This window comes from Caballeronia sp. BCC1704 (genome assembly GCF_902833455.1).
GTDB lineage: Bacteria > Pseudomonadota > Gammaproteobacteria > Burkholderiales > Burkholderiaceae > Caballeronia.
Genome location: NZ_CADFFT010000001.1, coordinates 1,330,301 through 1,356,963 on the forward strand (window position 1 = coordinate 1,330,301; position 26,663 = coordinate 1,356,963).

A 26,663-nucleotide genomic window follows, 5' to 3' on the forward strand; every position below is an offset into this window, starting at 1 on the left:
ACCCGGTATTCGCCCCGTCGAGCTAGGCGCGGCAAACCATCATGCCGCCCCGCGCAGGGGCGTCACGTTCCATTCTTCGTTGCGCATACGTGCAGCCAGGTACGCCGCCCACAGCCCCAGCGCGGCCTTTCTCTCGTCCCAATACGCGTACTGGTCGTAGATGCCCTCTACGCCGGGCAGCTTGTGGTTTAGGCACATCTCGGAGATGTCGCGCGATACGCCGAGCTTGCGCATGTGACTTTTCATCGTGCTGCGCAGATCGTGCGGCGTGAAGCGGCGAATCTGCGGCTTGTGCTTCTCAATCCAGTAGTCGATTGCCTCACGTATCGCATCCTTCGATACGTGTGTGTCGCCGTCGTGCCGGTCGAGCCTGTTGCGGAGGCGCGCCGGTAGCACGTAATCGGACTCGCCCGCGAGATCGAGCAACCGGTCGAACCATTCCACAACGATCGGCGCAAGCGGTATGTCCATCGCCGGCCCGGTCTTACTCGCCGGCAGGTGCCAACGGCATTCGTGCAGGTGAAGGTTCGCGCGGCGCGCGGTGTATAGCTCGCCGATCCGCACGCCCGTTGCGAGCGCGATGCGCACCGCGTAGAGATTTTCGTCGCGCATCTTGGCATTCATCAGCACCGCAAGCTCCTCGTCCGTGAGCATCAGGCGCTTACGGACCGGTGGCCGCTTGCCGATGATCGCCTCCAGCACCACGCCCGCACATGGGTTTGCGTCGATCAATCGCTTACCGGCCGCGTGCTTGAAAATCGCCTTCAGCACGCACCAGTGCGTGAATTCTTCGACCCATCCGAGTTTCGTGCGCTCGATCTCGGCGACGATATCCGGCGCACTGACCGCGCGCACAGACAGAGAGCCCATGCCGCGTTCTACGCGGTCGAGATTGCGCCCATAGCTGCGCTGCGTGCTGTCGGCGAGCGTGACCAACACGCGTTCCCTGTAGTCCTTGATGAGCTGTCGCACGGTCCAGTCTTTCCGCGCCTTTTCCTTGCGCTTCTCGATAGCTGGATTGGTGCCTTGTTGAACCTCGACGCGCTTCGCAGCGGCGAGCTTGCGCGCAGCGGAGAGCGCCAAGTCTGGATAGGTGCCAAGCGTGAGCTCGTGCCGCCTGCCGCCGTGGCTGAAACGCAGAACCCACGCAGCCGTGCCGGCGGCCGATAGGGTGAAGGTCAGGCCGGCGCCGTCTGATTTCGCGATGGGCGTACCCGCCCTCACGAACTGCTTGAGCTCGATGTCTGAAAGTAGGTTCGTTTGGCGCTTCGCCACTCGCATTGCTCCTGAGTAGACACCGCATTGTTCCGGAGTCTAGCTACCAATCTAGCTACCAATTTGAGGCGCGATAGCCTGATTCAGGATGATACGGCAAAAAATAGGAGTTCAGAGAAACGCCTTTCGAAACAGCGACTTAGACGGAACTGGATGATACGGGATGATACAGGGTTAACCCTACATTAAAACAATGTCATACTGCTCCTGACTCAAATTCGACTCCACCTGCAACGAAACCGGCTTCCCGATGAAATCCATCAGCATCGCGAGATGCTGTGACTCTTCCTCGAGAAACAGGTCGATGACCTGCTGCGACGCCACCACGCGAAACTCGCGCGGATTGAACTGCCGCGATTCGCGCATGATCTCGCGTAGCACGTCGTAGCAGACGGTCCGCGGCGTCTTGACCTGTCCCTTGCCCTGACACGTCGGGCAAGGCTCGCACAACACATGCGCGAGCGATTCACGCGTGCGCTTGCGCGTCATCTCGACGAGCCCCAGTTGCGAGAAGCCATTCACCGTCACGCGCGTGCGATCCCGCGACAGCGCTTTCTTAAGTTCGCCCAGCACCTGATCGCGATGCTCGACATTCTCCATGTCGATGAAATCGATGATGATGATCCCGCCGAGATTCCTCAAACGCAGTTGCCGCGCGATGGTATGCGCCGCTTCGAGATTGGTCTTGAAGATGGTGTCGTCGAAATTGCGCGCGCCGACATAACCGCCCGTGTTCACGTCGATGGTCGTCATCGCCTCGGTCTGGTCGATCATCAGATAGCCGCCCGACTTCAGATCGACGCGCCGCGACAGCGCCCGCTGAATCTCCGCCTCGATGTTGTACAGGTCGAAAAGCGGCCGCTCGCCGGTGTAGTGATGCACGCGCGACGCCACCGCGGGCGTGAACTCGGCCGCGAAGTCCGCAAGCATCTGATACGTCTCGCGCGAATCGACCTGAATGCGCGTGGTCTCGTCGTTCACGAAATCGCGTAACACGCGCTGCGCGAGGTTCAGATCCTGATAGAGCAGCGTGGTCGGCGGCACGCGCTGCGCCTGCGTCACAATGGTCGCCCACGTCTTGCGCAGATAGGCGACATCGGCGGCCAGCTCCTCGCTCGATGAATCTTCCGCGATGGTGCGCACGATATAGCCGCCTTTCTCGTCGGCGGGCAACACGGCGGTAAGGCGAGCGCGAACCGCCTCGCGTTCCGCTTCGCTCTCGATCTTCTGCGAGATGCCGATATGCGGCTCCTGCGGCAGATACACGAGGGTGCGTCCCGCGATGCTCACCTGCGTCGACAGCCGCGCGCCCTTCGTGCCGATGGGGTCCTTCACGACCTGCACCATCAGCGCCTGGCCTTCGAACACGATCTTCTCGATCGGCACATGCGCCGCCGATCCATGCGGCTCGCCCGCGATGCGCGGATGCCAGATATCGGCCACATGAAGAAACGCGGCGCGCTCAAGACCGATGTCGATGAACGCCGACTGCATGCCCGGCAACACGCGCACGACCTTGCCGAGATACACATTGCCGACGCGGCCGCGCGAAAGCGTGCGCTCCACGTGAAGCTCCTGAACGGCGCCTTGCTGAACCAGTGCGACGCGGGTTTCCTGCGGTGTGACGTTGATCAGGATTTCTTCGTTCATGGCCTGTTTAGAATTCGACGCGCGCCACGCGCAAGAGTGCTGCGGTTTCGAAAAGGGGCAGACCCATGATACCCGAATAGGACCCCTCGATTCGCTCGATGAACGCCGCCGCGCGGCCCTGAATGCCATACGCGCCCGCCTTGCCGAGCGGCTCGCCGGTCGCGGCATAGCGTTGCAGCGCAGCACGGTCCACAGCGGCGAAGCGCACCGTCGAACGTGACAGCGCGACTTCGAGCAGCGTGCCTTCGGCATCCACGACGGCGAGCGCCGTCAGCACTTCGTGCTCGCGGCCAGCGAGGCGTTCGAGCATCGCGACGGCATCGGCTTCATGCAAAGGCTTGCCGAGAATCAGACCGTCGATGGTGACGGTTGTATCGGCGACAAGAATCGGCGCGGGTGCGTGTCCGCCGGCAAGCAAACGCGCGCGGGCCGCTTTCGCCTTCAGCGCGCAGACGCGCACGACATACGCGTCCGCGGCTTCGCCCGGAAGTTCGGCTTCGAGTGCTTCGGCGTCTTCATCGGGGCGCGGCAGCAGCAGTTCGTATTGAACGCCCAGTTGCCGAAGCAACTCCTGACGGCGCGGGCTTTGGGAGGCGAGATAAACGAAGGGGTAAGCGGAGGAGTGAGCGGACATCGGCGAAATGGTCTCGAAGAATTGCGCGCGCGGTCGGACCGCACAAATCGTCGACACGACAGGAAGCCCGAGTCAAAGAGCCCAACGACTCACGCGCGATGGTAGGGGTGATTCTGCGTGATGCTCCACGCGCGGTAAAGCTGTTCGGCCAGCAGCACGCGAACCATGCCGTGAGGCAGCGTTAAGCTGGAGACGCGCAACATCAGTTCGGCGCGGGCCTTCACTTCGGGCGCAAGGCCGTCCGCGCCGCCGATCACGAACGCGACATCGCGCCCGTCCTGCTGCCAGCCGGGCAGGGCGTTCGCGAGTTGCATCGTGGTCCAGTCGCGGCCGCGTTCGTCGAGTGCGACGACGCGCGCGTTCTTCGGCAAGGCGGCTTCAATTCGCTGCCGCTCGGCAGTCATCACGCTCTCGGCATTGCGTCCGGACGAGCGTTGCTCGGGCTTGATTTCCTTGAGTTCGATGCGCAGCTCGGGCGGCATGCGCTTCGAGTACTCGTCGAACCCGCTTTCGATCCAGTCGGGCATCTTGTGTCCGACGGCCAGGATATAGAGCTTCATGAAGGCGCGAGCCTTCAGGCCTGCTTGCGCGCGGTTTTGCGCGCCGGGCGTTTCACCGCGGGCTTATCGTTTGCCTCGTCTTCATCGTCCTCGTCGTCATCGGAGACGCTCGCGCCGCCGAACATGTTCGGCTTTTGCAGCTTCACGCGCACGGGCTTGTCGCCCCAGACTTCCTCGAGGTTGTAGTACTGGCGCAGCGCCGGTTGCAGAATATGAACGACCGCGTCGCCGCAATCGACCAGCACCCATTCGCCGATCTCTTCGCCTTCCGTGCTGATGATGTCGCCACCCGCTTCCTTGACCTTTTCGCGCACGCTGTTGGCCAGCGCCTTGGTCTGCCGGTTCGACGTCCCGCTCGCCACGACCACGCGGTCGAACAGCGACGTCAGGTGGCTCGTGTTGAACACCTTGATGTCTTGCGCCTTGACGTCTTCGAGACCGTCGATGATCGCGCGTTGCAGCTTTTGAAGTTCCATGGTTGCTGTGTCTTTACCGTGTCCGGTACAGGTGATGTTGAACAATATAGTCCCATACGGCGGATGGGACCTGAGCGCGCAGTTCGCGCGTGCCGTGTTGCGCGCGAGCGTGCTCGCGGATCGCCGTGGCGGAGACGTCGAGGCAAAGCGATTCGTCGATCAGCACATGGCCGTGCGGACTCGCGGTTAGCACGTCCGCCGACGCCCGGCGCGCGGCCACTTCCCGCGCCACTTGATCGGGCAGTACGCGCATATCGAAGCCCGGCCGCGCCTCGACGCAAATGTGCGCGTAGTCGAAAAGCCGCTTCCAGTCGTGCCATGAGTCGAGCTTCACGAGCTGATCAGCGCCGATCAGAAGCGAAAGCGACGCCTCCGGGCCTTCGCGCTCGCGCCACTGAGCGAGCGTGTCGACGGTGTAAGTGGGGCCATCGCGCTCGATTTCATCGGTCGCGACGGTAATTTTCGCGCCGCCGAGATCGAGCGATCGCGCCGCCGCGCGTGTCATCGCCAGCCGATGATGCGGCGCCGATACGCCCGCCTTCTGCCACGGTTGGCCGGCCGGCAGCAGCACGAGCTCGGTCAGCTGCAACAGCGCGGCGAAGCGCCGGGCGAGCGCGAGATGTCCGTTGTGAATCGGATCGAACGTGCCGCCGAGCAAGCCGACGCGCTTCTCGCACGGCGCTGCCGGAGTGGCGGCGGAGATCACAGCCATTCGCGGCGCACCAGAAAGTCCCGGTACAGCCGCGCTTCCGGCGTGCCGGGTTCCGGTTGCCAGTCGTAGCGCCAGTTCGCGACCGGCGGCATCGACATGAGGATCGACTCGGTGCGGCCACCGCTTTGCAGACCGAAATGCGTGCCGCGATCGAAGACGAGGTTGAATTCGACGTAGCGCCCGCGCCGGTACGCCTGAAACTCGCGCTCGCGTTCGGTGTACGGCGTGTCGCGCCGCCGCTCGATGATCGGCAGATACGCGTCCAGAAATGCATCGCCGACGCTTCGCATCATCGCGAAGGAACGCTCGAAGCCGGGCTCGGAGAAATCATCGAAAAAAATCCCGCCGATGCCGCGCTGTTCGTTCCGATGCTTCAGGTAGAAATACTCGTCGCACCACGTCTTGAAACGCGGGTACAAGTCCGCGCCGAACGGTTGCAATGCTTCGCGACATACGCCATGAAAATGCACCGCGTCTTCCTCGTAGCCGTAGATCGGCGTGAGGTCCATGCCGCCGCCGAACCAGAAGATCGGCGCTTCGCCGGGCGCGACCGCCGTGAGCATGCGCACGTTCATGTGCACGGTCGGGCAGTGCGGATTGCGCGGATGCATGACGAGCGAGACGCCGAGCGCCTCGAAGCCGCGGCCTGCCAGTTGCGGACGCGCCGCGCTGGCCGATGGCGGCAGGGCGTCGCCCGCGACGTCCGAGAAACCGATGCCGGCGCGCTCGAAAAATCCGCCGCCTTCGAGAATGCGCGTCACGCCGCCGCCGCGCAGATGCGCGCCCGGCTCGCGGGTCCAAGCGTCGGTGGCGAAGGGCGTGCCGTCGAACGCGCCGAGCGTGTCGGCGATGCGCGTTTGCAGGCCGGTCAGATAGTCGCGCACCGCCGCGATATCGTGCGATGCGTCTCTTTGTGCCTCGCGGTCCGCGCTGCGTTTCGGTTCACTCATCGATGGATGCACTGCGCCAGCCGGCTGGCGCGTAAGTCGTGGTTCTCTGCAAAACGCGCTGCCGGACACGAGGTCCGGCAGCGCGGGTTCGGCGAAGCGGAAGTTCCGCGTCAGCCGTGGCGGTCAGCCTGTTTCCGGCTCACCGCCCGGTAACCGATGTCCCGGCGATACTGCATGCCGTCGAACGAGATCTGATTGACTGTATCGTAGACCACGGATTGTGCGCCGCGCACCGAATCCGCCAGCCCGACGACGCACAGCACGCGTCCGCCCGAGGTCGTCAGCTTGCCGTCAGCCAGCGTCGTGCCCGCGTGGAACGTCACGGCGTTGTCCGTTTCGGCCGGAATGCCGTTGATGCGGTCGCCTTTGCGCGGCGCGTCCGGGTAGTTGTGCGCGGCCAGCACGACTCCGAGCGCGGTGCGCCGATCCCACTCCAGTTCCGCGCCGTCGAGCTTGCCGTCGATGGCCATTTCCACGACCTTCGAGAAATCGCCCTTCAGGCGCGCCATGATCGGCTGCGTTTCCGGATCGCCCATTCGGCAGTTGAATTCGAGCGTCTTCGGATTGCCGTTCGCGTCGATCATCAGGCCCGCGTACAGAAAGCCGGTATAGCGGATGCCTTCGTTTTCCATGCCGCGCACCGTCGGCAGGATGATTTCGCGCATCACGCGGGCGTGCAGTTGCGGCGTGACGATAGGCGCGGGCGAATACGCGCCCATGCCGCCGGTGTTCGGGCCCTTGTCGCCGTCGAGCAGGCGCTTGTGGTCCTGGCTGGAGGCGAGCGGCAGCACGTGCTTGCCGTCCACCATCACGATGAAGCTCGCTTCCTCGCCGGTCAGGAATTCTTCGATGACCACGCGCGCGCCCGCATCGCCGAACCGGTTGTCGGCAAGCATGGAATCGACGGCGGCGTGCGCTTCTTCGGCGCTCATCGCGACCACCACGCCCTTGCCGGCGGCGAGTCCGTCCGCTTTCACGACGATCGGCGCGCCTTTCGCGTCGATGTAAGCGTGCGCGGCGGCGGCGTCCGTGAAGGTTTCGTATTCGGCCGTCGGAATGTTGTGGCGCTTCATGAACGCCTTCGCGAAGTCCTTCGAGCTTTCGAGCTGCGCGGCTTCCTTCGTCGGCCCGAAGATCTTCAGCCCGCGCGAGCGGAACAGATTCACGATGCCCGCCGCGAGCGGCGTTTCCGGACCGACGACGGTCAGCGAAACGTGCTCCTTCTCGACGAAATCGGCGAGCGCGGCCGGGTCCGTGATATCGACGTTGCGCAGGCGCTCGTCCTGCGCGGTGCCGCCGTTGCCCGGCGCCACATAGACGATCTGCACGCGCGGCGACTGCGCGAGCTTCCATGCCAGTGCATGTTCCCGACCGCCCGAACCGACGACGAGTAACTTCATTTGAATCCCCGAAAAGCTTGAATGAAAACTGTGGCCGCGCACGCGTACGCGCCTGGTTGCGGCGCAGTCAGAGCGGTCGAAAGGCGGCTCGCGCGGACATCGGCTGCGTCACGCGCCTTCCAATCGTCGAAGCAAAGCGAAAGCCGTTCCAGTCGTGGCGCGGCGAAACCACCCAGCCCGGCGGCTGCGTGCTCCTCGTTACTCGTCGTTGATTGCGGCGTTCGTATAGACTTCCTGCACGTCGTCGAGATTTTCGAGCGCGTCGAGCAGCTTTTGCATTTTCACTGCGTCGTCGCCGCTGAATTCGACTTCCGTCTGCGGCTTCATCGTCACTTCGGCGAGTTCGGCCTTGAAGCCCGCGGCTTCGAGCGCGTCCTTCACCTTCTGGAAACCGTTCGGCGGGCAGAGCACCTCGATGCTGCCGTCTTCGTTCGTCACGACGTCGTCGGCGCCGGCTTCGAGGGCCGCGTCCATCAGCTTGTCTTCGGGCGTGCCCGGCGCGAACAGGAACTGGCCGACGTGGTCGAACATGAACGACACCGAGCCGTCCGTGCCCATGTTGCCGCCGAACTTCGAGAATGCGTGGCGCACTTCCGCGACCGTGCGCGTGCGGTTGTCCGTCATGGTGTCGACGATGATCGCCGCGCCGCCGATGCCGTAGCCTTCGTAGCGGATCTCTTCGTAGTTCGCGCCATCGACGCCGCCGACGCCGCGCTGGATCGCGCGATTGACGTTGTCCTTCGGCATGTTCGCGTCGTAGGCCTTGTCGACGGCGAGCCGCAGGCGCGGATTCGAGTCGATGTCGCCGCCGCCCATGCGGGCCGCGACCTGGATTTCCTTGATGAGGCGCGTCCAGATCTTGCCTTTCTTCGCGTCGGCCGCTGCTTTCTTATGCTTGATGTTGGCCCATTTCGAATGACCCGCCATTACCTTTCTCCGTCGCGCGCCGCGTGAATTCGTGCGCCTAGTGTGCTGTGTTGCGTGATTATCGACCGGCCTGCGCGCTGCCTCGCTGAGTGCTTCAAAGCGGCTGCCGGGTCCGTCCGGCGACGCGGCGCGATGCTCGAACGCGCGTCGATTCCGAATCGGAAACAGACCAAAATTTTAGCATGGCGCAAAGCCCGGACAGCGGGCGTGCGCGCCGGCCCGCCGTGAAAACGAAACCGCCGCGCGAGGGCGCGGCGGTTGGGCGGCAAAAGCGGACGGGCGGTCAGTTCTTGGTGCCGAAGAGGCGATCGCCGGCATCGCCGAGACCGGGGACGATATACGCATGCTCGTTCAGATGCGAGTCCAGCGACGCCACGTAGAGCTTCACGTTCGGGTGCGCGTCCTGAAACACCTTCACGCCCTCGGGCGCGGCGACCAGCGCCACGAAGATGATGTTCTCGTCCTGCACGTTGCGCCGCTTCATCACGTCGACGGCGTGGACGGCGGAGTAGCCCGTCGCGACCATCGGATCGCAGAGAATGAACACGCGCTCCTCCAGATCGGGCGGCAGGCGCACGAGATACTCCACCGGCCGATGATCGTCCGCGCGATACACGCCGATATGCCCGACGCGCGCCGACGGCACGAGATCGAGCAGCCCGTCCGACATGCCGATGCCCGCGCGCAGCACCGGCACGATCGCGAGCTTCTTGCCGGCGATCACCGGCGCGTCGATTTCCACGAGCGGCGTTTCCACGCGCTTGGTCGTCAACGGCAGGTTGCGCGTGATTTCATAGCCCATCAGCAGCGTGATTTCCCGCAGCAACTCGCGGAACGTGCGCGTCGACGTGTCCTTGTCCCGCATGTGCGTGAGCTTGTGCTGGATCAGCGGGTGATTGAGGATGAAGAGATTGGGAAAGCGGCTGTCTTGTTTCATGGGTCTCGCGCAGTGCGCGTCCTGCTCGGGTGATGGTCCTGCCGTGGGCGGTCGCGCGCGGCGCGCTTCGCAGCGCGCCGGGCCGACAGTGGCGACAGTTTACCGAAAAGGCCGCCATGACCTAAGAATAATCGCCGGCGATGCGGCCATGCGAGCGCCGACGTTGCCGCCCCGATTCTTCTAGAATGCGCGAGAGGGTTTCGACGCGTGCAACGATGCCACGTTGCCACGCTTGGAACCGATTCGAACACTAAACGACGATCATGGAGGACGGACGATGGATATGGGAATCGCAGGGCGCACCGCGCTCGTGTGCGCGGCGAGCAAGGGACTCGGGCGCGGCTGCGCGGAGGCGCTGGCCGCCGAGGGCGTGAATCTCGTGATCACGGCGCGCACGGCCGAGACGCTCGAAGCGACGGCGGCGAGCATTCGCGCGCAGTATGGCGTCAACGTGCAGGCCGTCGCGTGCGACATCACGACGCCCGAAGGCCACAACGCCGCGCTCGCGGCCTGTCCGCAGCCGGACATTCTGGTGAACAACGCGGGCGGCCCGCCGCCGGGCGACTTCCGCAACTTCACGCATGAGATGTGGATCAAGGCGCTCGAAGCGAACATGCTGACGCCGATCGAGCTCATCAAGCGCACGATCGACGGCATGATCGATCGCGGCTTCGGGCGCATCGTCAATATCACGAGTTCGTCGGTGAAAGCGCCTATCGACGTGCTCGGGCTGTCGAACGGCGCGCGCTCGGGGCTCACGGGCTTCGTCGCGGGCGTGGCGCGCAAGGTGGCGGCCACCGGCGTCACCATCAACAACTTGCTGCCGGGCACGTTCGACACCGACCGCGTCGCCGTCACCTTCGAGGCGCAAGCGAAGGCGCAGAACATCTCCATCGAAGAGGCGCGCGCGCGTCGCGCGCAGAGTCTTCCGGCGGGGCGCTTCGGCAATCCGGACGAGTTCGGGCGGACCTGCGCGTTCCTGTGCAGCGTGCATGCCGGCTATATCATCGGCCAGAACATATTGATCGACGGCGGCGCTTATCCTGGCACCTACTGACCGGCGACAGACAAGAGGGGAGAAGGCAGCACATGAGCACACGCGTCGCGCTGATTGCGCACGACATGAAAAAGGACGACATCGTCGCCCTCGCGGGCGAGTATGTCGACACATTGGCGCAATGCCAGCTGGTCGCGACCGGCACCACGGGTGCGCGCATCGCGGCGGCGCACGGGCTGGACGTCGAGCGCAAGCTATCCGGCCCGCATGGCGGCGACTTGCAGATCGGCGGCGAACTGGCGGAAGGGCGCGTCGACGTCGTAATCTTTCTGCGCGATCCGATGACGCCGCAGCCGCACGAGCCCGACATCAACGCGCTGGTGCGCGCCTGCGACGTGCATAACGTGCCGTGCGCGACCAACGTGTCGACCGCGCGCATGATTCTGGACGAGTTGCGCGCCCGGCTGGTGAGGGCGCGCTGAAGCATCCACGAAACGAAGGAGACGTTCGAGCGATGACCAAGGCAATCCGATTCGACAAAACCGGCGGCCCCGAAGTGATGAAGTGGGTCGATGTGAACGTGGGCGAGCCGGGCAAGGGCGAAATCCGCGTAAAGCATCATGCGGTGGGGCTCAACTTTATCGACGTGTATTTCCGCACCGGCCTCTATCCGATGCCGCTGCCCGGCGGCCTCGGCATGGAAGGCGCGGGCGAAGTGACGGCGGTAGGCGAGGGCGTCACGCAGTTCAAGCCGGGCGATCGCGTGGCGTATGCATCGCGTCCGCCGGGCGCGTACGCGGAAGAACGCGTGATGGCGGCGGATTACGTTGTCAAGCTGCCGGATGCGATCGGCTATGAAGACGCCGCGTCGATCATGCTGCAAGGGCTGACGGCGCAGTATCTACTGCGCCGCACGTACCGCGTGAAGGCGGGCGACACCGTGCTGATTCACGCGGCGGCGGGCGGCGTCGGCATGCTCGCGTGCCAGTGGGCCAAGGCGCTCGGCGCGACGGTCATCGGCACGGTCGGATCGGACGAGAAGGCGGCGCTTGCGAAAGAGCACGGCTGCGATCATCCGATTGTCTATACGCGCGAGAACTTCACGCAACGCGTGCGCGAGATCACGAACGGCGCGGGCGTGCCCGTGGTCTACGATTCGATCGGCAAGGACACCTATGTGGGCTCGCTCGATTGCCTCGCGCCGCTCGGTCTTTTCGTGAGCTTCGGCAATTCGTCGGGGCCGCTGCCGCCGATCGATTCGTCGGAACTCGCCGGGCGCGGCTCGCTCTTCTTCACCCGTCCGACGCTCTTCAGCTATATCGCGAAGCGCAGCGATCTCGACACGATGGCCGCCGAACTGTTCGATGTCGTGTCGTCGGGCAAGGTAAAGACGAATGTGCGGCAGCGCTATCCGCTCGCGGACGCGGCGCGCGCGCACGAAGAACTCGAAGCGCGCAAGACGACCGGCTCGACGATACTTTTGCCTAGAGCGCGGCGACGCCGCGCGGCCGGCTCGACTCCATAACCGATAACAAACGATGAGCGAGCCGTCCTTCACCGTCGTCTTGATCGAAGACGAAAAGCAGATCCGGCGCTTCGTGCGCGTGTCGCTCGAAGCGCAGCAGATGACCGTGTTCGAAGCCGAAACCGGCCAGCAAGGACTGGTCGCGGCGGCCACGCGCAAGCCGGATCTCGTGATCGTCGATCTCGGCCTGCCGGACACGGATGGCATCGACGTGATCCGCGAACTGCGAAGCTGGACCGAAGTGCCGGTGATCGTGCTCTCGGCGCGCACGCAGGAAGAAGAGAAAGTCGCCGCGCTGGATGCCGGCGCGGACGATTATCTGACCAAGCCCTTCGGCGTCTCGGAACTGATGGCGCGTATCCGCGCGCACTTGCGGCGGCGCAACCAGGCTGCGGCGAGCGAAACGCACGTGGTGAGCTTCGGCGATGTCACGGTCGATCTCGCGCTACGGCGCGTCACGCGAAACGGCGAAAGCGTGCATCTGACGCCGATCGAATATCGCCTGCTCGCGACCCTCGTGCGCGACGCGGGGCGCGTGCTGACGCACAGGCATTTGCTGCGCGAAGTGTGGGGGCCGTCGCATGTCGAGAGTCCGCATTACCTGCGCATCTACATGGCGCATCTGCGGCAGAAGCTCGAACGCGACGCCGCGCAGCCGGAGCATATCGTCACCGAAACGGGCGTCGGATATCGGCTGGTCGGCGCGAACTGAAGCCGCTTACGCCGTGGCGGCAGCGGGCGCATCGAGTGCATCGTCGATAGGCACGTCGCCGCCGACGAAGCCGATCGTGCGATTCGTCACGCCGAGCAGCAGGCAGCGCATCGCGACTTCCGCGACGTCTTCGCGCGACACCGCCGGCATCTGTTCGACGCGTTCGTCGGCGAGCGCGATCGTCCCGCGCCCCGGCGCATCCGAAAGCGGGCCCGGCCGCAGGATCGCGTACGGCACGCCGCGTCGGGCGACGTAATCGTCGGCTTCGCGCTTCATGCGCGAATAGTGGCGCAGCGCGAGCGGACTGCGCTGCGGCTGATACGCGGACAACGCGCTCACCACGACAAGTTGCCGCACGCGCCGGCGCTTCGCGTAATCGGCGGTGCGCATGACGGCGTCGCGGTCGATGTCGCGTTCCTCGCTCACGCCTTCAGATTCGGCGGAACCCGCCGCGTAGACGACATGCGTGATGTCGTCCAGCGCATGCGAGAAGTCGTGCGTCAGGTCGCCGAGCACGATCTCCGCGCCGAGCGCGGCGAACTCGCTTTTGTGCGCGGACTTGCGCAACAGCGCGCGAAAGGGAATGCCTTCTTCATGCAGACGCCGCGCGACATGGCGGCCCGTGCGGCCGTGCGCGCCGATCAGCAGGACTTTCATCGCCTTCATTCGAGACGCTCCTTGCGTGGACGGTCAGAACACCGTAGGCCATTTTCGCGGCCCATGCCAGCGTAACGTCATTCGACCGCGCTTGCAGGACTCGCGCCGCCCTTGCGACGCGCCCGCCGCGCTTCCCCGCGCACGCGGATGCGGTCCATGTACAGATAGACGACAGGCGTGGTGTAGAGCGTCAGCATCTGACTCACGATCAGGCCGCCGACAATCGCAATGCCGAGCGGCGCGCGCATCTCCGAGCCTTCGCCGGTGCCGAACGCGAGCGGCAGCGCGCCGAGCAGCGCGGCGGCGGTCGTCATCATGATCGGGCGAAAGCGCAGCAGGCACGCTTCCTCGATGGCATCGCGCGAGGTCTTCCCGCCGTTGCGCGTCGCGTCGATGGCGAAGTCCACCATCATGATCGCGTTCTTCTTCACGATGCCGATCAGCAGAATGACCGCGATCAGCGCGATGATGCTGAACTCCGTGTGAAAGAGCAGCAGCGCGAGCAGCGCGCCGATGCCGGCGGACGGCAGCGTCGAGAGAATCGTGATCGGGTGGATGTAGCTCTCGTACAGGATGCCGAGCACGATATACACCGCCGCAAGCGCCGCGAGAATGAGAAGCGGCTGATCGTTGAGCGATTGCTGAAAGGCCTGCGCCGTGCCCTGAAAGCTGCCGTGAACGGTCGGCGGCACGCCCAGTTCGGCCATCGTTTCGTAGATCGCGGCGGTGGCGGCCGAGAGCGACTTGCCCGGCGGCAAGTTGAACGAAATGGTCGAGGCGACGAACTGGCTCTGGTGATTCACCGAAAGCGGCGTGTTGCCCGGCCCGAACTTCGCGATGGAAGAGAGCGGGACCATCGTTTCCTTCGACGTGGACACCGCCGCGCCCGACGACGATCCCGACTTGCCGCTCGCCGCGATAGCGTTGGTCGCGGAATTGCGCACGGATTCGAGCGCGAGCGCGGCGGTGGTGTCGCTCGTGCTGGTGGACGAGCCGCCCGCGCCGGTCGAACCCGTCGCGGATGTGGATGCCGTGCTCGTCGCGCTCGATGTGGTCGTGGAATTGGTCGATGCCGCGCCGCTCGCCGTGCCGCCCGATGTGCTGATGTAGATCTGCTTCAGCATTTCCGGGTCTTGCCAGTACTTCGGCGCGACTTCCATTACCACGTGATACTGCGACAACGCGTTATAGATGGTCGAGACCTGCCGCTGGCCGAAGGCGTCGTAGAGCGTGTTGTCGATCTGCGCGGGCTTGATGTTCAGGCGCGCGGCGGTCGCGCGGTCGAACGTCACCATCGCTTCGAGGCCGCCTTGTTGCTGATCCGAATTCACGTCGGTCAGCTCGGGGCGGTGTTGCAGCGCATCGGTGATCTTCGGCGCCCATGTGTACAGGTCGGAGGTCGTGTCCGAGAGCAGCGTGAACTGATACTGCGCGTTCGACTGCCGGCCGCCCACGCGAATGTCCTGCACCGCCTGAAGGAACGTGCGCGCGCCCGCGACATTGGCGAGCGGGCGGCGCAGGCGGTTGATGACCTGATCCGCCGAAATCTTGCGCTCGCTTTTCGGCTTGAGCGAGATGAACATGAAGCCCGAATTGGTCGAGCGTCCGCCCGTAAAACCCGCGACGCTATCCACGGCGGGATCGGCTTCGACAATGCGCATCATCTCGGAGAACTTGACCTTCATCGCCTGAAACGACGTGCTCTGGTCCGCCTGTATGCCGCCGATGATGCGCCCCGTGTCCTGCTGCGGGAAGAAACCCTTCGGCACGATCACGTACAGATAAAAGTTGAGGCCGATGGTCGCGAGCAGAATCAGCAGGATGGTGCGCGGATGCCCGAGCGCCCAGCCGAGCGTGCGCGCGTAACCGCGCTGCATGCGCTCGAATTGCCGTTCGAGCCAGCGCGCGACGCGTCCCTCTTCGCGCTTTTCGCGCGGTTCTTCGAGCAGGCGCGAGCACATCATCGGCGTGACGGTGAGCGACACGACGAGCGACACCGCAATGGCGAGCGAGAGCGTCAGCGCGAATTCGCGGAACAGCCGCCCGACGATGCCGCCCATCAGCAGGATGGGCAGGAACACGGCGACGAGCGACACGCTGATGGACAGCACCGTGAAGCCGACCTCCCGCGCGCCGATGATCGCGGCCTGCATGCGCGGCACGCCTTTTTCGACATGCCGCGCGATGTTTTCGAGCACGACGATGGCGTCGTCGACCACGAAGCCCGTCGCGATGGTGAGCGCCATCAGCGAGAGATTGTCGAGCGAGAACCCGAGCAGGTACATCGCCGCGAACGTGCCGATGATCGAGATCGGCACCGCGACGCTCGGTATCAGCGTCGCGCGCCAGTTGCGCAGGAACAGGAACACGACCATCACGACGAGCGCGACCGCAATCACGAGCGTGAGCTCGGTGTCGTGCAGCGACGAGCGAATGGTGGTCGAGCGGTCCGCCGTCGGCGTGATCTCCACGTCGGCGGGCAGGGCGGCCTGCAATTGCGGCACCATCGCCTTCACGCGATCGATCGTCTCGATGATGTTCGCGCCCGGCTGCCGGTACAGAATGACGAGTACCGCGTGTTTGTTGTTGATGAGGCCGAGATTGCGCAGGTCCTCGACCGAATCCACCACTTCGCCGACGTCCGAGAGCTTTACCGCCGAGCCGTTGCGGTACGCGATCACGAGGTCCTTGTACTGCGCGGCCTTGCTCGCCTGATCGTTGGTGTAGAGCTGGACGTGCGTGCCCTGAAACTCGATCGCGCCTTTCGGGCTGTTCGCGTTCGCCGACGCGAGCGCCGCCCGCACGTCCTCCAGCCCGATGCCGTAATGGAACAGCGCGCCCGGCTCCAGTTCCACGCGCACCGCCGGGTTCGCCGACCCGCTCACGTCGACTTCGCCGACGCCCGGCACCGTCGAAAGCGTCTGTTGCAACACGGTCGCAGCGGAATCGTAGAGCGAGCCCGCCGTGCGCGTGGGCGACGACAGCGCGAGCACGAGAATCGGCGCGTCGGCGGGATTGACCTTGTGGTAGGTCGGATTGCTGCGCAGCGACGTCGGCAGATCTGCGCGCGCGGCGTTGATCGCGGCCTGCACGTCGCGCGCGGCGCCGTCGATATCGCGATTCAGGCCGAATTGCAGCGTGATGCGCGTGCTGCCGACGGAGCTCATCGACGTCATTTCGCTCACGTCAGCGATGCTGCCCAGATGCCGCTCCAGCGGACTCGCCACGCTCGTCGCCACGGTCTCCGGGCTCGCGCCCGGCAACGACGCCTGCACGGAGATGGTCGGGAAATCGACTTGCGGCAGCGGCGCGACCGGCAGCTTGACGAACGCGAACATGCCGGCAAGCGCGATGCCGACGGCGAGCAGCGTCGTCGCCACGGGCCGGTCGATGAAAAGGCGCGACAGGTTCATGTCTTACTCCACGTCGCCGGCCGCACGCGCCGCGCTTATGCCGTCGCCGCCGAAGCGCGCGCGCAGCTTGCGGCCGAGCGAATCGAAGCCGAGGTAGATCACAGGCGTCGTGAAGAGCGTGAGCAACTGCGACACGATCAACCCGCCGACGATCGCGATGCCGAGCGGATGGCGCAGCTCCGAACCCGCGCCCCAGCCGAGCATCAGCGGCAGCGCGCCGAGTAGCGCGGCCATCGTCGTCATCAGAATCGGGCGGAAGCGCAACAGACACGCCTGAAAGATCGCCTCGCGCGGCGGCTTGCCTTGCTCGCGTTCGGCTTCGAGCGCGAAGTCGATCATCATGATCGCGTTCTTCTTCACGATGCCGATCAGAAGCACGATGCCGATGATCCCGATGATGTCCAGATCGTGCCCGGTGATCATCAGCGAGAGCAGCGCGCCGACGCCAGCCGATGGCAGCGTCGAGAGAATGGTGATCGGATGGATGAAGCTCTCGTACAGCACGCCGAGCACGATATACATCGTGACGATGGCCGCGAGAATCAGGAACAGTTCGTTGGACAGCGACGCCTGGAACGCGAGCGCCGCGCCCTGATAGCGGATTTGGAACGATGCCGGCAAGCCGATTTCGTTCTTCGCTTCTTCGATGGCCTTCACCGCCGCGCCCAGCGACGCGCCCTTCGCGAGATTGAACGAGACGGTCGTCGCCGGAAACTGCCCGAGGTGCGTGACGAGCAAGGGCGCGGCGCGTTCGTGGAACTTGGCGATGGCCGAGAGCGGCACCTGTCCGTTCGTCGCGGTGGAAGAGGGCAGATAGATGCCGTTGAGCGTCTCGCTGTAGTGCGCGTCCGTCGGCTCGCTCTCCAAAATCACACGGTACTGGTTCGACTGCGTGAAGATGGTCGAAATGATGCGCTGGCCGAACGCGTCGTACAGCGCGTTGTCCACGGTCGCGGGCGTGATGCCGAAGCGCGCCGCCGTTTCGCGGTCGATTTCCACGTACACCGATTGGCCGTTCTGCTGAAGATCGGTGGCGACATCCGTCAGGATCGACGTATGTTGCAGCCGGTCGACGAGCTTCGGCACCCATTGCGCGAACTCGGAAGGATTCGGGTCCGTCAGCATGAACTGATACTGCGTCGGGCTGACCGTGGAGTCGATCGTCAAGTCCTGCACCGGCTGCATGTAGAGCTTGATGCTCGGAATGTCCGCCACTTCGTTCTGAATCGAGCGGATGACTTCGCTCGACGTATTACTGCGGTCGTCGCGCGGCTTCAGGTTGATGAGCATGCGGCCGCTGTTGAGCGTGATATTCGTGCCGTCCACGCCGATGAACGAGGTGAGACTCTCGACGTCGGGGTTCTGCAGAATCTTCGCAGCAAGCGCCTGTTGCTGTTCCGCGACCGCCTGATACGACGCCGCCTGAGGCGCCTGCGTGATCGCCTGAATCACGCCCGTGTCCTGCGTCGGGAAGAAGCCTTTCGGAATGAACACGTAGAGCACGCCGGTCAGCACGAGCGTGAGCAGCGCGACCACGAGCGTCGAACGCTGCCGGTCGAGCACCCATTCGAGCGCCACCGCATAGCGGCCGATGACGTAATCGATGAACTGATGCGCGCGCGCCTCGAACCGCTTGCTGTCCTTCGGCGGCGTATGGCGCAGCAGCTTCGCGCACATCATCGGTACGAGCGTGAGCGACACGATCGCCGAAATCACGATGGTCACCGCGAGCGTGATCGCGAATTCATGGAACAGCCGCCCGACGACGTCGCCCATGAAGAGCAGCGGAATCAGCACCGCGATGAGCGACACGGTGAGCGAAATGATCGTGAAGCCGATCTGCCGCGAGCCTTTCAGCGCCGCTTCGAGCGGAGATTCGCCTTCCTCTACGTAACGCGCGATGTTTTCGATCATCACGATGGCGTCGTCCACGACGAAGCCCGTCGCGATGGTGAGCGCCATCAGCGAGAGGTTGTCGAGCGAGAAGCCGCACAGGTACATGACCGCGAGCGTGCCGACGAGCGAGAGTGGCACCGACAGGCTCGGAATGATGGTCGCGTAGACGTTCGCGAGGAACAGATAAATGACGAGCACGACCAGGACGACGGACAGGGCGAGCTCGAACTGCACATCGCGCACGGACGCGCGAATGGTCGTGGTGCGGTCGGTGACCACGCGCACGTCGAGCGCGGCCGGCAGCGACTGCTGCAACTGCGGCAGCAGCTTCTTGATGCCGTCCACCACCTGAATGACGTTCGCGCCCGGTTGCCGCTGCACGTTCAGGATGATGGCGGGCGTCGAATCGACCCACGCGCCGAGCTTCGTGTTCTCCGGTCCCTGCACGATGGTCGCGACGTCCGTCAGCATCACCGGCCGCCCGTTGCGGTACGCGACGACCGCGCTCTTGTACGCGTTCGCGTCGGTGAGCTGATCATTCGCGTTGATGGTGTAGGCGCGCGTCGGGCCGTCGAAATTGCCCTTCGGCGTGTTGACGTTGAGGTTCGAGATCGTGGTGCGCAGATCGTCGATATTGAGCCCGTACGAGGCGAGCGCGCGCGTATTGGCCTGAATGCGCACGGCCGGCCGGTTGCCGCCGCTCACCGACACGAGGCCCACGCCCGCGACCTGCGAGATCTTCTGCCCGAGTCGCGTGTCTGCGAGATCCTGTACTTGCGTGAGCGGCAGCGTCTTCGAGCTGATCGCGAGCGTCATGATCGGCGCGTCGGCGGGGTTCACTTTCGCGTAGATCGGCGGGGCGGGGAGGTCGGACGGCAGCAGATTGCCCGCTGCATTGATGGCGGCCTGGACTTCCTGCTCGGCGATATCGAGCGGCAAGTCGAGGCTGAACTGCAACGTGATGACCGATGCCCCCGCCGAACTCTGCGACGACATCTGGTTCAGGCTCGCCATCTGCCCGAACTGCTTTTCGAGCGGCGCGGTGACGCTAGACGTCATCACGTCCGGCGACGCGCCGGGGTAGAAGGTCTGAACCTGAATCGTCGGATAGTCGACGGCGGGCAGCGCGGACAGCGGCAGAAAGCGCAGCGCGACGAGACCGACGAGCATGATCGCCGCCATCAGCAGCGCCGTGCCGACCGGTCGCAGAATAAATAAGCGGGAGGGATTCATGCGCGAGGCTTAGAGTTCACTGCTGCTGTTGCTGACGGCGATGATGCCCGCCGTGCTGCGCGCCCGATGCGCCCGAAGCGGCCGCCGCGGCCGATGCGCCCGACGCAGCCTTCGGGCGTTCGGCCGGAATCGTGATCTTCGCGCCTTCCTTCAGGCGGTCGGAGCCGTCGATCACCACGCGCTCGCCCACTTGCAGGCCGGACTTGATGCTCGTGCGCTCGCCATCGACCGGGCCGGTTTTCACGTTGCGCACGGTCACCGTGTTGTCGGGCTTCACGACGTACACAAACGAACCGGACGAGCCGTTGAGCACCGCCGAAGTCGGCACGATGGTCGCGTTCTTGATGACGTCGACGAGCAGCTTCGTGTTCACGAACTGATTCGGGAAGAGCCGGTTTTCCTTGTTGTCGAAGGTGGCGCGCAGCTTCACGGTGCCCGTGGCCGTGTCGATCTGATTGTCGACGGTTTCGAGATAGCCGGATTCGAGCGCGGTGGTATTCGCGCGGTCATAGGCCGTCGCCGACATCCTCACGCCCGCGCGTAGCGGCTTCATGATCGCGGCGAGGTTGTCCTCCGATGTCGTGAAGATCACGCTGATCGGCTGCAACTGCGTGATGACGACGACGCCGTTGGTGTCGCCCGTTGTCACGTAGTTGCCCGGATCGACCTGGCGCAAGCCCACGCGCCCGGAAACCGGCGCCGTGATGCGCGCATAGGCGAGATCGAGCTTGTACGTGTCGACGTTGGCCTGGTCGGACTTCACCGCGCCTTCGTACTGCTTGACGAGGGAGGCCTGCGTGTCCACCTGCTGCTTGGCGATGGAATCCTGCGAGAGCAGCGTCTGATACCGCTGCAAGTCGAGCCGCGCGGTTTGCAGCAGCGCCTGATCGCGCGCCAGCGTGCCCTGCGCGTTGCGCAGCGAAATCTCGTAGGGGCGCGGGTCGATTTGCGCGAGCAGATCGCCCTTCTTGACCATCTGGCCTTCGCGGAACGCGACTTCCATTAGCGTGCCGTTGAGCTGCGTCTTCACGGTGACGTTCGCGAGCGGCGTGACCGTGCCGAGCGCATTGATGACGACCGGCATCTCGCCTTGCGACACGGTCGCCACGTGCACCGGCTGAGGCTGGTTCATCGCGTTCGCGCCGCCGCGCCGTCCGCCCTGACTCGCCTGCTGGGGCGAACCCGCTGTGCCGCTGCGATTCCACGGATGCCACCACGCGACCGCTCCCGCGACGATCAGGACGGCCACGACGAGCGGCACGAGACGGCGGCGGCGCGGCGCGGCGGTGGTGACGGGCGGGGCAGTCGGAGTGGGATCGGCGGGGCGCGCGGGCGTCGTGCGCGGCTCGGCGGGAGGGTTCTTTCGGTCGTCCATCGTGTGGTGGCTGGGTCTTTCCAAGTCTGTCTTACGGGGCGCGGATGGGCGGCATCTCGCGATGCGGTCGGGGGAGAGCCGGGGAAAGGCGGCGGGCGCGGCCCGCGCGTTCCAGGCTGGATACAGCCTGAGTCAGAGGTCCGGCGCGGCCCCGGTGCGCGCGAAGCATGATGCTACGTCGCGCGCCCATGCCCGTCCACCGGGCTTTCTTTCGGATGATTACGAGCGTTACACGCGTCGGCGAAGGCCCGGACGCGCGCAGCAAAGCGCGTAAGTTTAATGGCTTCCGGCGGACGGCGCGGCGCCCGCTTTGCCGCCGATCTCGCGCGCGATCTGGGCGACGCAATCGAGCAGGGCGGGCACCACGGTCGTGATCAGCGTCTCGTGCGGACACTGATGCGCTGCGCCGCCGCAGTTGACGGAATAGCGCTCCTCCGACGGCCCGACGAAGCCCGCGGCCACCGCATTCAGCCCGTGATGCCATTCCCCGAGCGAAATCGCGAAACCACGGCGGCGCGCGTCGTCGAGACCGCGCTGCAAGCCGCCGGAGATGCTCGGCCAGTCGTCGCCGGATGCGGTCTGTAGGCTGCCGATGAGCGCCTGCTGGTCGGCGTCGGACAGAACGGAGAGATACGCGCGCCCGACCGCCGTGCGGCTCAGGTCCATTCGGCCGCCCACTTCGAGCCGCGAGACGAGCACGGCGGAGCGCGGCCGGATGGCGTCGATGACGACCATCTCCAGCCGGTCGCGCACGGCGAGATGCACGCTGAGCCCCGTCCGTTCGGCTAGCGCGATCAGAAACGGCCGCGCTCGCGCCCGGATGTCGAAGTTGCGCAGGAAGCCGTTGCTGAGTTCCAGCACCGACGCCGTCAGGACGAAGCGCTCGCTGTCGGGCAGACGCAGTAGCAGTCCCGCGCCGACGAGCGTCGCCGTGATCCGCGACACGGTAGGTTTGGGAATGCCGGTCCATTCGGTCAGTTCGCGGTTGCTGACCGGGGCATCCGCAGCGGCAATGCGGCGCAATACGTCGAGACCGCGCGCGAGGGCGGTGACTTCCTCGCTATCCTTGTCTTTCGTTTTCGTGCGGCTCGACGACCGGTCGCTCATCGTGGGCATCTTTTTTGTGAAACATCGTTTCGAATGCTGAGTGGAACATTCCATTCAGGCGACGCCTGAAGCTTGCAAGCGATGCAAGGCCCGATGATAAGCCGCGCGCCCCCCGTCGGTGTAATCGGAACCGATTCCCAAAGACACCGTTGGGCAGATGCCCGGACGCTGAAATTTTGCTTGACTTGAGCAGTGATCCCGGAAAAAATGGAATCCGATTTCGAAACCGCTGGGCGACGTGCGCGACCGCTTTCCGCTCCAGGGCTCGAATACAGTCTCTCAGGTTCTAGCACGGCCCTCGGAATGGCTAGAACTTTTAAGGCGCTACGGAAACGTGGCGCCTTTTTTTTCGTCGGGTGGTTTTTGAGCCGGTTCGGCCCGAATATACGCCTAAAACGTATGTAGTGTTTATTGAATTCGCGCGACAGGCGAACGCGGCGTCAGAACGCGCCGCGCGGGAGATTCAGTGCAGTTCGGTGAAGACGCGGCGTTGCCGGAGCAACAGCTTCCCGCGCACGATCCAGTACAGGCTCGCTGCCAGCAGCGCAGAGGCGACGCCCATCACCAGGAGCGGCGACACGCGTTCCGGCGCGGGCTGACTCGTCGCGACGACCAGCGCGCCGAAGAAAGCGCCGCCCGCCTGATAGTACGAGCGTTTCGCGAGAATGCGACGCATGCGATGCGTGGTGAAACGGGAGACGGGAGCGCGGGTAAAAGGTTCGAAGAGCATCAACCCAGCGACGAGGGCGATGGCGAGGTTCATGTAAATCATGGCGGGGTTTCGGTGGGAGGGGCGAGACTGCGGCGAATATAGACCGGACCGAACGATGCCAAAAGCAGAAGTGTCCTAAATGTAGAGGAAACATTCTATTGGGCGCGTCCGGCGCAGCGGCGAAGTCGTCGCAGTTCGCTTGCAATGCAAGCTTTCGCGGGTTGCGAGCTGCAAGGCGTATGATGAGCCCGCGTTTCGGGATGCGCCCGAATCTCGGCATGAAGCAGGAGGCAGCGCCATGAAGACTCACTCGATGACCCCGGCCGCGAGAATTGCATTCGCGCTCGCCGTGCTCGGCGTGCTCGCCGCGTGCGAGAAGCACGACGCCGCCGCCGGCCAGGCCGCGAACGCCTACAACAATCTGGCCAGTCAGACGACGCAGAAGCTCGATCAGGCGGCGAGCTATGTCGGCCAGAAGGTCGACGCGGCAAAGCAGTCGGCACAACAGAGTTTCGATCACGCCGGCTCCGCGCCGGACTTGTCCGCGAGCAGCGTGGCCGCGTCGGCGCGCGCGAATTTGCAGAACGCGGCGAGCGCGACGAACGCCGCCATCGCCGATGCCGCGAGCGCAACCGGCGCGGGTTTGCAGACGGCGGGCCGCAAGTTGCAGGAGTGGTCGGCCAAGGACGGCGGCGCATCGGGCACGCAGGCGTCGGGTTCCGACTCGGCGAGCGATGCCGGCACGCGCACGGACATGGATAAATAAGCGGCCGGTCGAATAGGCGCGCTTAACATTCGGTTACCTCGACAGTGCGCGGCGCGCGCAGCTCAGCCGCTAAACTGGCGGTCTTTCGGAAATCGAGACCGTTATGAAACTACGCAAGCTCGCGGATCGCGGCGCGCTGGCGTTCGTCGCGATATCCCGGATCTCCGCTCTCGCGCTGCGGCGCGGCGTACAGCAGGCGGGCATCCCCGGAATCCGTGCGATATCGTTCTTGACGACGCTCATTCTCATCGCGCTGTTCTCGCTGACGATCCCCGCCGCAGAAGCCGCCCCGGCGCTCGACCTGCCGTCGCTCCAGGAACTCATCGCGCCGCCCGCGCCGGCAGCGTCAGCCGACGCGGCGTCCGGCGCATCCCCGTCCGTTCCCTCCGATGCCGATATGGTGCGCTCGCTCGACACCGTCATTTCGACGCTCGACAGCGACCGTCAGCGCAGCGCGCTCGTTGCGCAACTGAAGAAGCTGCGCGATGCAAAGCGCGCAGCCGAAGCCGCCGCCGTCGCGCCGCCTACTGCAGCAGCCGCTCAACCCGCATCGACGGAAGCTGCCACCACGCCGCCGATCGCCCCGACCAACGCCGCCTCATCGGTCGTGGCCGCGATCGCGCAGAACGCCGGTTTGCTCGGCGCGATCGCATCGGCGCTGACGAGCATAGAAGCGGACGTGAAGCGCGGCAAGACGCCGGTCGCGTACTGGAGCGGGCGCTTCAACGCGGCGGGCAACGAGCTCTTCACCATCGTCACGAGCCAGAGCCGCGAGCCGTTCGGCCGCACGCTCTTCAACTACTTCGCGACGCTCGCGGGCTGGGGCGCGTGCGCGTTTGTGCTCGTGAGCCTGCAGCGCCGCGTGCACAGGCGCTATGGCATCGAAGCCGGCCTGCATTCGAATCCGACCACGCGCGAGCTGCTTCTCTTCACGATGCGGCGCGTGGCGCCCTATGTCTTCGCGTTCGTCGCGGCGCTGACGTTCGTGCACATGATGCCGCAGTCGCTCGGCCGCACGCTCGCGATGGTCACCGCCTACGCGATCGTCGCGGGCGCGGTGTTCTCGGCGATCTGTCTCATCATGTTCTCGCTGTTCGGGTCGGCGCATCGGCGGGTCGCGGTGAACGTGCTCATTCTGCACGCGCGGCGGCTCTTGTTCGCCATCGGCACGTTCGGCGCGCTCGGCGATGCCGCGGCCAATTACGACGTCGCGCAGCAACTGGGCACTAATCTGTCGGCGCTCATTTCGACGTTCGCGAACATGGTCGCGGCCGGGCTCACCGCGTACTTCGCGCTCGCGTTCCAGCGGCCCGTCGCGCATCTGATCCGCAGCCGCACTTACGAGCAGCGCAACACGCGCAAGGCCGCGACCGAAACGTTCGAGGTGGTCGCGTCGTTGTGGCAAGTGCCGCTCTTGCTGCTCGCGTGCGCGTCGGTGGTGGCGACGCTCGCGGGCATCGGCACGTCCGAGAACGTGCTGCAAATGGCGATCGCCACGGCCGGCTTGCTCGTCGTCGCGTTCTTCCTCTCGGCTATCGTCATCCGCATCACACGGCCCAAATCACGCAGGCCGCGCCGTCAATCGGCGTATGTGCGACGGCTCGTGAAGTTCGTCGGCACGATGATCGTCGTCGGCATATGGCTCGCGTTTCTCGAAGTCTCGTCGCGCTTCTGGGGCTTCTCGCTCGCGCAGATGGCCGAGCGCAGCGTGGCCGCGCGCGGCATCACGCACGCGGTCAGCATGATCGTGCTGACGTTCTTCGTCGTATGGCTCGTGTGGATTCTGATCGACACCGGCATCCAGGAGGCGCTCAAGCCCGATTCGGCGCGGCGCAGCGGACGCGGGCCGAGCATGCGGGCGCGCACCATGCTGCCGTTGTTGCGCAACGTCGTGTTCGTCGTGCTCTTCCTGGTCGCGGCGATCGTGACGGCGGCCAATCTCGGGCTGAACGTGACGCCGCTGCTCGCCGGCGCGGGCGTGATCGGTCTTGCGGTCGGCTTCGGCGCGCAATCGCTGGTGGCGGATCTCATCACGGGGCTTTTCATCATCATCGAAGACACCATTTCGGTCGGCGACTCGATCGAAGTGGAAGGCGGTCACGCGGGCATCGTCGAGAGCCTGACGATACGCACGGTGCGCCTGCGCGACGGGCAGGGCGCCATTCACGCCATTCCGTTTTCGCAGATCAAGACGGTGAAGAACCTGTCGCGCGACTTCGCGTACGCGGTGTTCGAAGTGCGCGTGCCGTTCTCGGCGGACGTGGACGAAGTGACGGAGATGATTCGCGAGGTCGGCGCCGAACTCATGGACGATCTGCGCTATCGGCGCGAGATGCTGGGTCCGGTCGAAGTCTGGGGACTGGACCGTTTCGATCCGAACTGGATGGTCGTGAAAGGCCAGATCAAGACGCGGCCGCTTCTGCAATGGAGCGTCGCGCGTGCGTTCAACCTGCGCATCAAGCGGAAAATGGACGCAGCGGGCATGGAGATTCCCGTGCCGCAAATGCAGGTGCAGATGGCGCAGCGCGGCGTGCACGATGCGGGCGATGCGGCGCACGCCGCGAAGGCCAAGCGCATCTGGCTAGACGACGAGCCACCGCTCGCCGACGCGGAGTCGGGCCCGGCGGCGACGGTCAAGGCCGTGGACGTATCGCACGAGCCGCGGCCCGCGCCGCCCGCCACGGACCTCTCGGTGCCGATTCCGCCGCAGATCACGACGGCGCCCGAGCCCGGCAAGGGCTGAGTCGAC

The 26,663-nt window shown here is 65.0% G+C and carries 22 protein-coding genes; 6 read left to right on the forward strand and 16 right to left on the reverse strand.

Going from position 1 to position 26,663, the window contains the following annotated elements; translation table 11 throughout:
• Positions 1–39: 39 nt before the first annotated feature.
• The 10 genes from HWX53_RS06220 to upp form a co-directional block, all read right to left on the reverse strand.
• Positions 40–1,281: a site-specific integrase gene (locus tag HWX53_RS06220; RefSeq protein ID WP_175939919.1), complete on the reverse strand. Its 1,242-nt coding sequence runs from the start codon at positions 1,279–1,281 to the stop codon at positions 40–42.
• Between the two features lie 174 nt (positions 1,282–1,455).
• A complete protein-coding gene (gene rng / locus HWX53_RS06225) occupies positions 1,456–2,925 on the reverse strand; it encodes a ribonuclease G (protein WP_175939920.1) in 1,470 nt (489 codons plus the stop codon).
• Positions 2,926–2,932: 7 nt separating this feature from the next.
• The gene (locus HWX53_RS06230; RefSeq protein ID WP_175939921.1) at positions 2,933–3,559 is read right to left on the reverse strand and encodes a Maf family protein; all 627 of its coding nucleotides are present in this window, start codon (positions 3,557–3,559) and stop codon (positions 2,933–2,935) included.
• An 89-nt stretch (positions 3,560–3,648) separates the two neighbouring features.
• Positions 3,649–4,119, reverse strand: coding sequence for a 23S rRNA (pseudouridine(1915)-N(3))-methyltransferase RlmH (gene rlmH, locus HWX53_RS06235; RefSeq protein WP_175939922.1), 471 nt, complete (start codon positions 4,117–4,119; stop codon positions 3,649–3,651).
• Positions 4,120–4,133: 14 nt separating this feature from the next.
• Positions 4,134–4,595: a ribosome silencing factor gene (gene rsfS, locus HWX53_RS06240; RefSeq protein ID WP_175939923.1), complete on the reverse strand. Its 462-nt coding sequence runs from the start codon at positions 4,593–4,595 to the stop codon at positions 4,134–4,136.
• Between the two features lie 13 nt (positions 4,596–4,608).
• On the reverse strand, positions 4,609–5,307 hold the full coding sequence (locus tag HWX53_RS06245) for a nicotinate-nucleotide adenylyltransferase (RefSeq protein ID WP_175939924.1): 699 nt from the start codon (positions 5,305–5,307) through the stop codon (positions 4,609–4,611).
• The gene (hemF, locus tag HWX53_RS06250; protein WP_175939925.1) at positions 5,298–6,257 is read right to left on the reverse strand and encodes an oxygen-dependent coproporphyrinogen oxidase; all 960 of its coding nucleotides are present in this window, start codon (positions 6,255–6,257) and stop codon (positions 5,298–5,300) included. The genes HWX53_RS06245 and hemF overlap by 10 nt, the downstream gene beginning before the upstream one ends.
• 110 nt (positions 6,258–6,367) lie before the next feature.
• Positions 6,368–7,657, reverse strand: coding sequence for a phosphoribosylamine--glycine ligase (purD, locus tag HWX53_RS06255; protein ID WP_175939926.1), 1,290 nt, complete (start codon positions 7,655–7,657; stop codon positions 6,368–6,370).
• A gap of 198 nt (positions 7,658–7,855) precedes the next feature.
• Complete coding sequence (locus HWX53_RS06260) at positions 7,856–8,584, reverse strand: YebC/PmpR family DNA-binding transcriptional regulator (RefSeq protein ID WP_175939927.1); 729 nt, start codon at positions 8,582–8,584, stop codon at positions 7,856–7,858.
• 283 nt (positions 8,585–8,867) lie between these two features.
• Positions 8,868–9,521: a uracil phosphoribosyltransferase gene (gene upp, locus HWX53_RS06265; protein ID WP_175939928.1), complete on the reverse strand. Its 654-nt coding sequence runs from the start codon at positions 9,519–9,521 to the stop codon at positions 8,868–8,870.
• A 277-nt stretch (positions 9,522–9,798) separates the two neighbouring features.
• On the opposite strand from upp, the gene HWX53_RS06270 reads away from it, so the two are divergent.
• The 4 genes from HWX53_RS06270 to kdpE are packed head-to-tail and all read left to right on the forward strand — an operon-like array spanning position 9,799 to position 12,755.
• On the forward strand, positions 9,799–10,578 hold the full coding sequence (locus HWX53_RS06270) for an SDR family oxidoreductase (RefSeq protein ID WP_175939929.1): 780 nt from the start codon (positions 9,799–9,801) through the stop codon (positions 10,576–10,578).
• 32 nt (positions 10,579–10,610) lie between these two features.
• Positions 10,611–11,000, forward strand: a complete 390-nt coding sequence (locus HWX53_RS06275) for a methylglyoxal synthase (RefSeq protein ID WP_175939930.1) — start codon at positions 10,611–10,613, stop codon at positions 10,998–11,000.
• A gap of 32 nt (positions 11,001–11,032) precedes the next feature.
• On the forward strand, positions 11,033–12,043 hold the full coding sequence (locus tag HWX53_RS06280) for a quinone oxidoreductase (RefSeq protein WP_175939931.1): 1,011 nt from the start codon (positions 11,033–11,035) through the stop codon (positions 12,041–12,043).
• Between the two features lie 13 nt (positions 12,044–12,056).
• Entirely contained in the window at positions 12,057–12,755 is a 699-nt protein-coding gene (gene kdpE, locus HWX53_RS06285) for a two-component system response regulator KdpE (protein ID WP_175939932.1), read from the forward strand.
• A gap of 6 nt (positions 12,756–12,761) precedes the next feature.
• Here the strand turns inward: kdpE and HWX53_RS06290 are convergent, their stop codons facing one another.
• From HWX53_RS06290 to HWX53_RS06315, 6 genes are all read right to left on the reverse strand, one after another.
• Positions 12,762–13,421 (reverse strand): SDR family oxidoreductase, encoded by a 660-nt coding sequence (locus HWX53_RS06290; protein WP_175939933.1) that lies wholly within the window; start codon positions 13,419–13,421, stop codon positions 12,762–12,764.
• 68 nt (positions 13,422–13,489) lie between these two features.
• Positions 13,490–16,825 carry an efflux RND transporter permease subunit gene (locus tag HWX53_RS06295; protein ID WP_175939934.1) on the reverse strand — a complete coding sequence of 1,112 codons (3,336 nt, stop codon included), beginning with the start codon at positions 16,823–16,825 and terminating at the stop codon, positions 13,490–13,492.
• 3 nt (positions 16,826–16,828) lie between these two features.
• Positions 16,829–19,954: an MdtB/MuxB family multidrug efflux RND transporter permease subunit gene (locus tag HWX53_RS06300; RefSeq protein ID WP_175939935.1), complete on the reverse strand. Its 3,126-nt coding sequence runs from the start codon at positions 19,952–19,954 to the stop codon at positions 16,829–16,831.
• Positions 19,955–19,970: 16 nt separating this feature from the next.
• Positions 19,971–21,329 (reverse strand): MdtA/MuxA family multidrug efflux RND transporter periplasmic adaptor subunit, encoded by a 1,359-nt coding sequence (locus HWX53_RS06305; protein WP_175939936.1) that lies wholly within the window; start codon positions 21,327–21,329, stop codon positions 19,971–19,973.
• 276 nt (positions 21,330–21,605) lie between these two features.
• Positions 21,606–22,436: an IclR family transcriptional regulator gene (locus HWX53_RS06310; RefSeq protein WP_175939937.1), complete on the reverse strand. Its 831-nt coding sequence runs from the start codon at positions 22,434–22,436 to the stop codon at positions 21,606–21,608.
• Positions 22,437–22,899: 463 nt separating this feature from the next.
• Positions 22,900–23,208 (reverse strand): hypothetical protein, encoded by a 309-nt coding sequence (locus tag HWX53_RS06315; RefSeq protein ID WP_175939938.1) that lies wholly within the window; start codon positions 23,206–23,208, stop codon positions 22,900–22,902.
• A 238-nt stretch (positions 23,209–23,446) separates the two neighbouring features.
• Here HWX53_RS06315 and HWX53_RS06320 point away from each other — a divergent pair, with 238 nt between their 5' ends.
• Both HWX53_RS06320 and HWX53_RS06325 read left to right on the forward strand, forming a co-directional pair.
• On the forward strand, positions 23,447–23,914 hold the full coding sequence (locus HWX53_RS06320) for a hypothetical protein (protein ID WP_244140008.1): 468 nt from the start codon (positions 23,447–23,449) through the stop codon (positions 23,912–23,914).
• Positions 23,915–24,017: 103 nt separating this feature from the next.
• A complete protein-coding gene (locus tag HWX53_RS06325; RefSeq protein WP_175939939.1) occupies positions 24,018–26,657 on the forward strand; it encodes a mechanosensitive ion channel family protein in 2,640 nt (879 codons plus the stop codon).
• Positions 26,658–26,663: the final 6 nt, after the last annotated feature.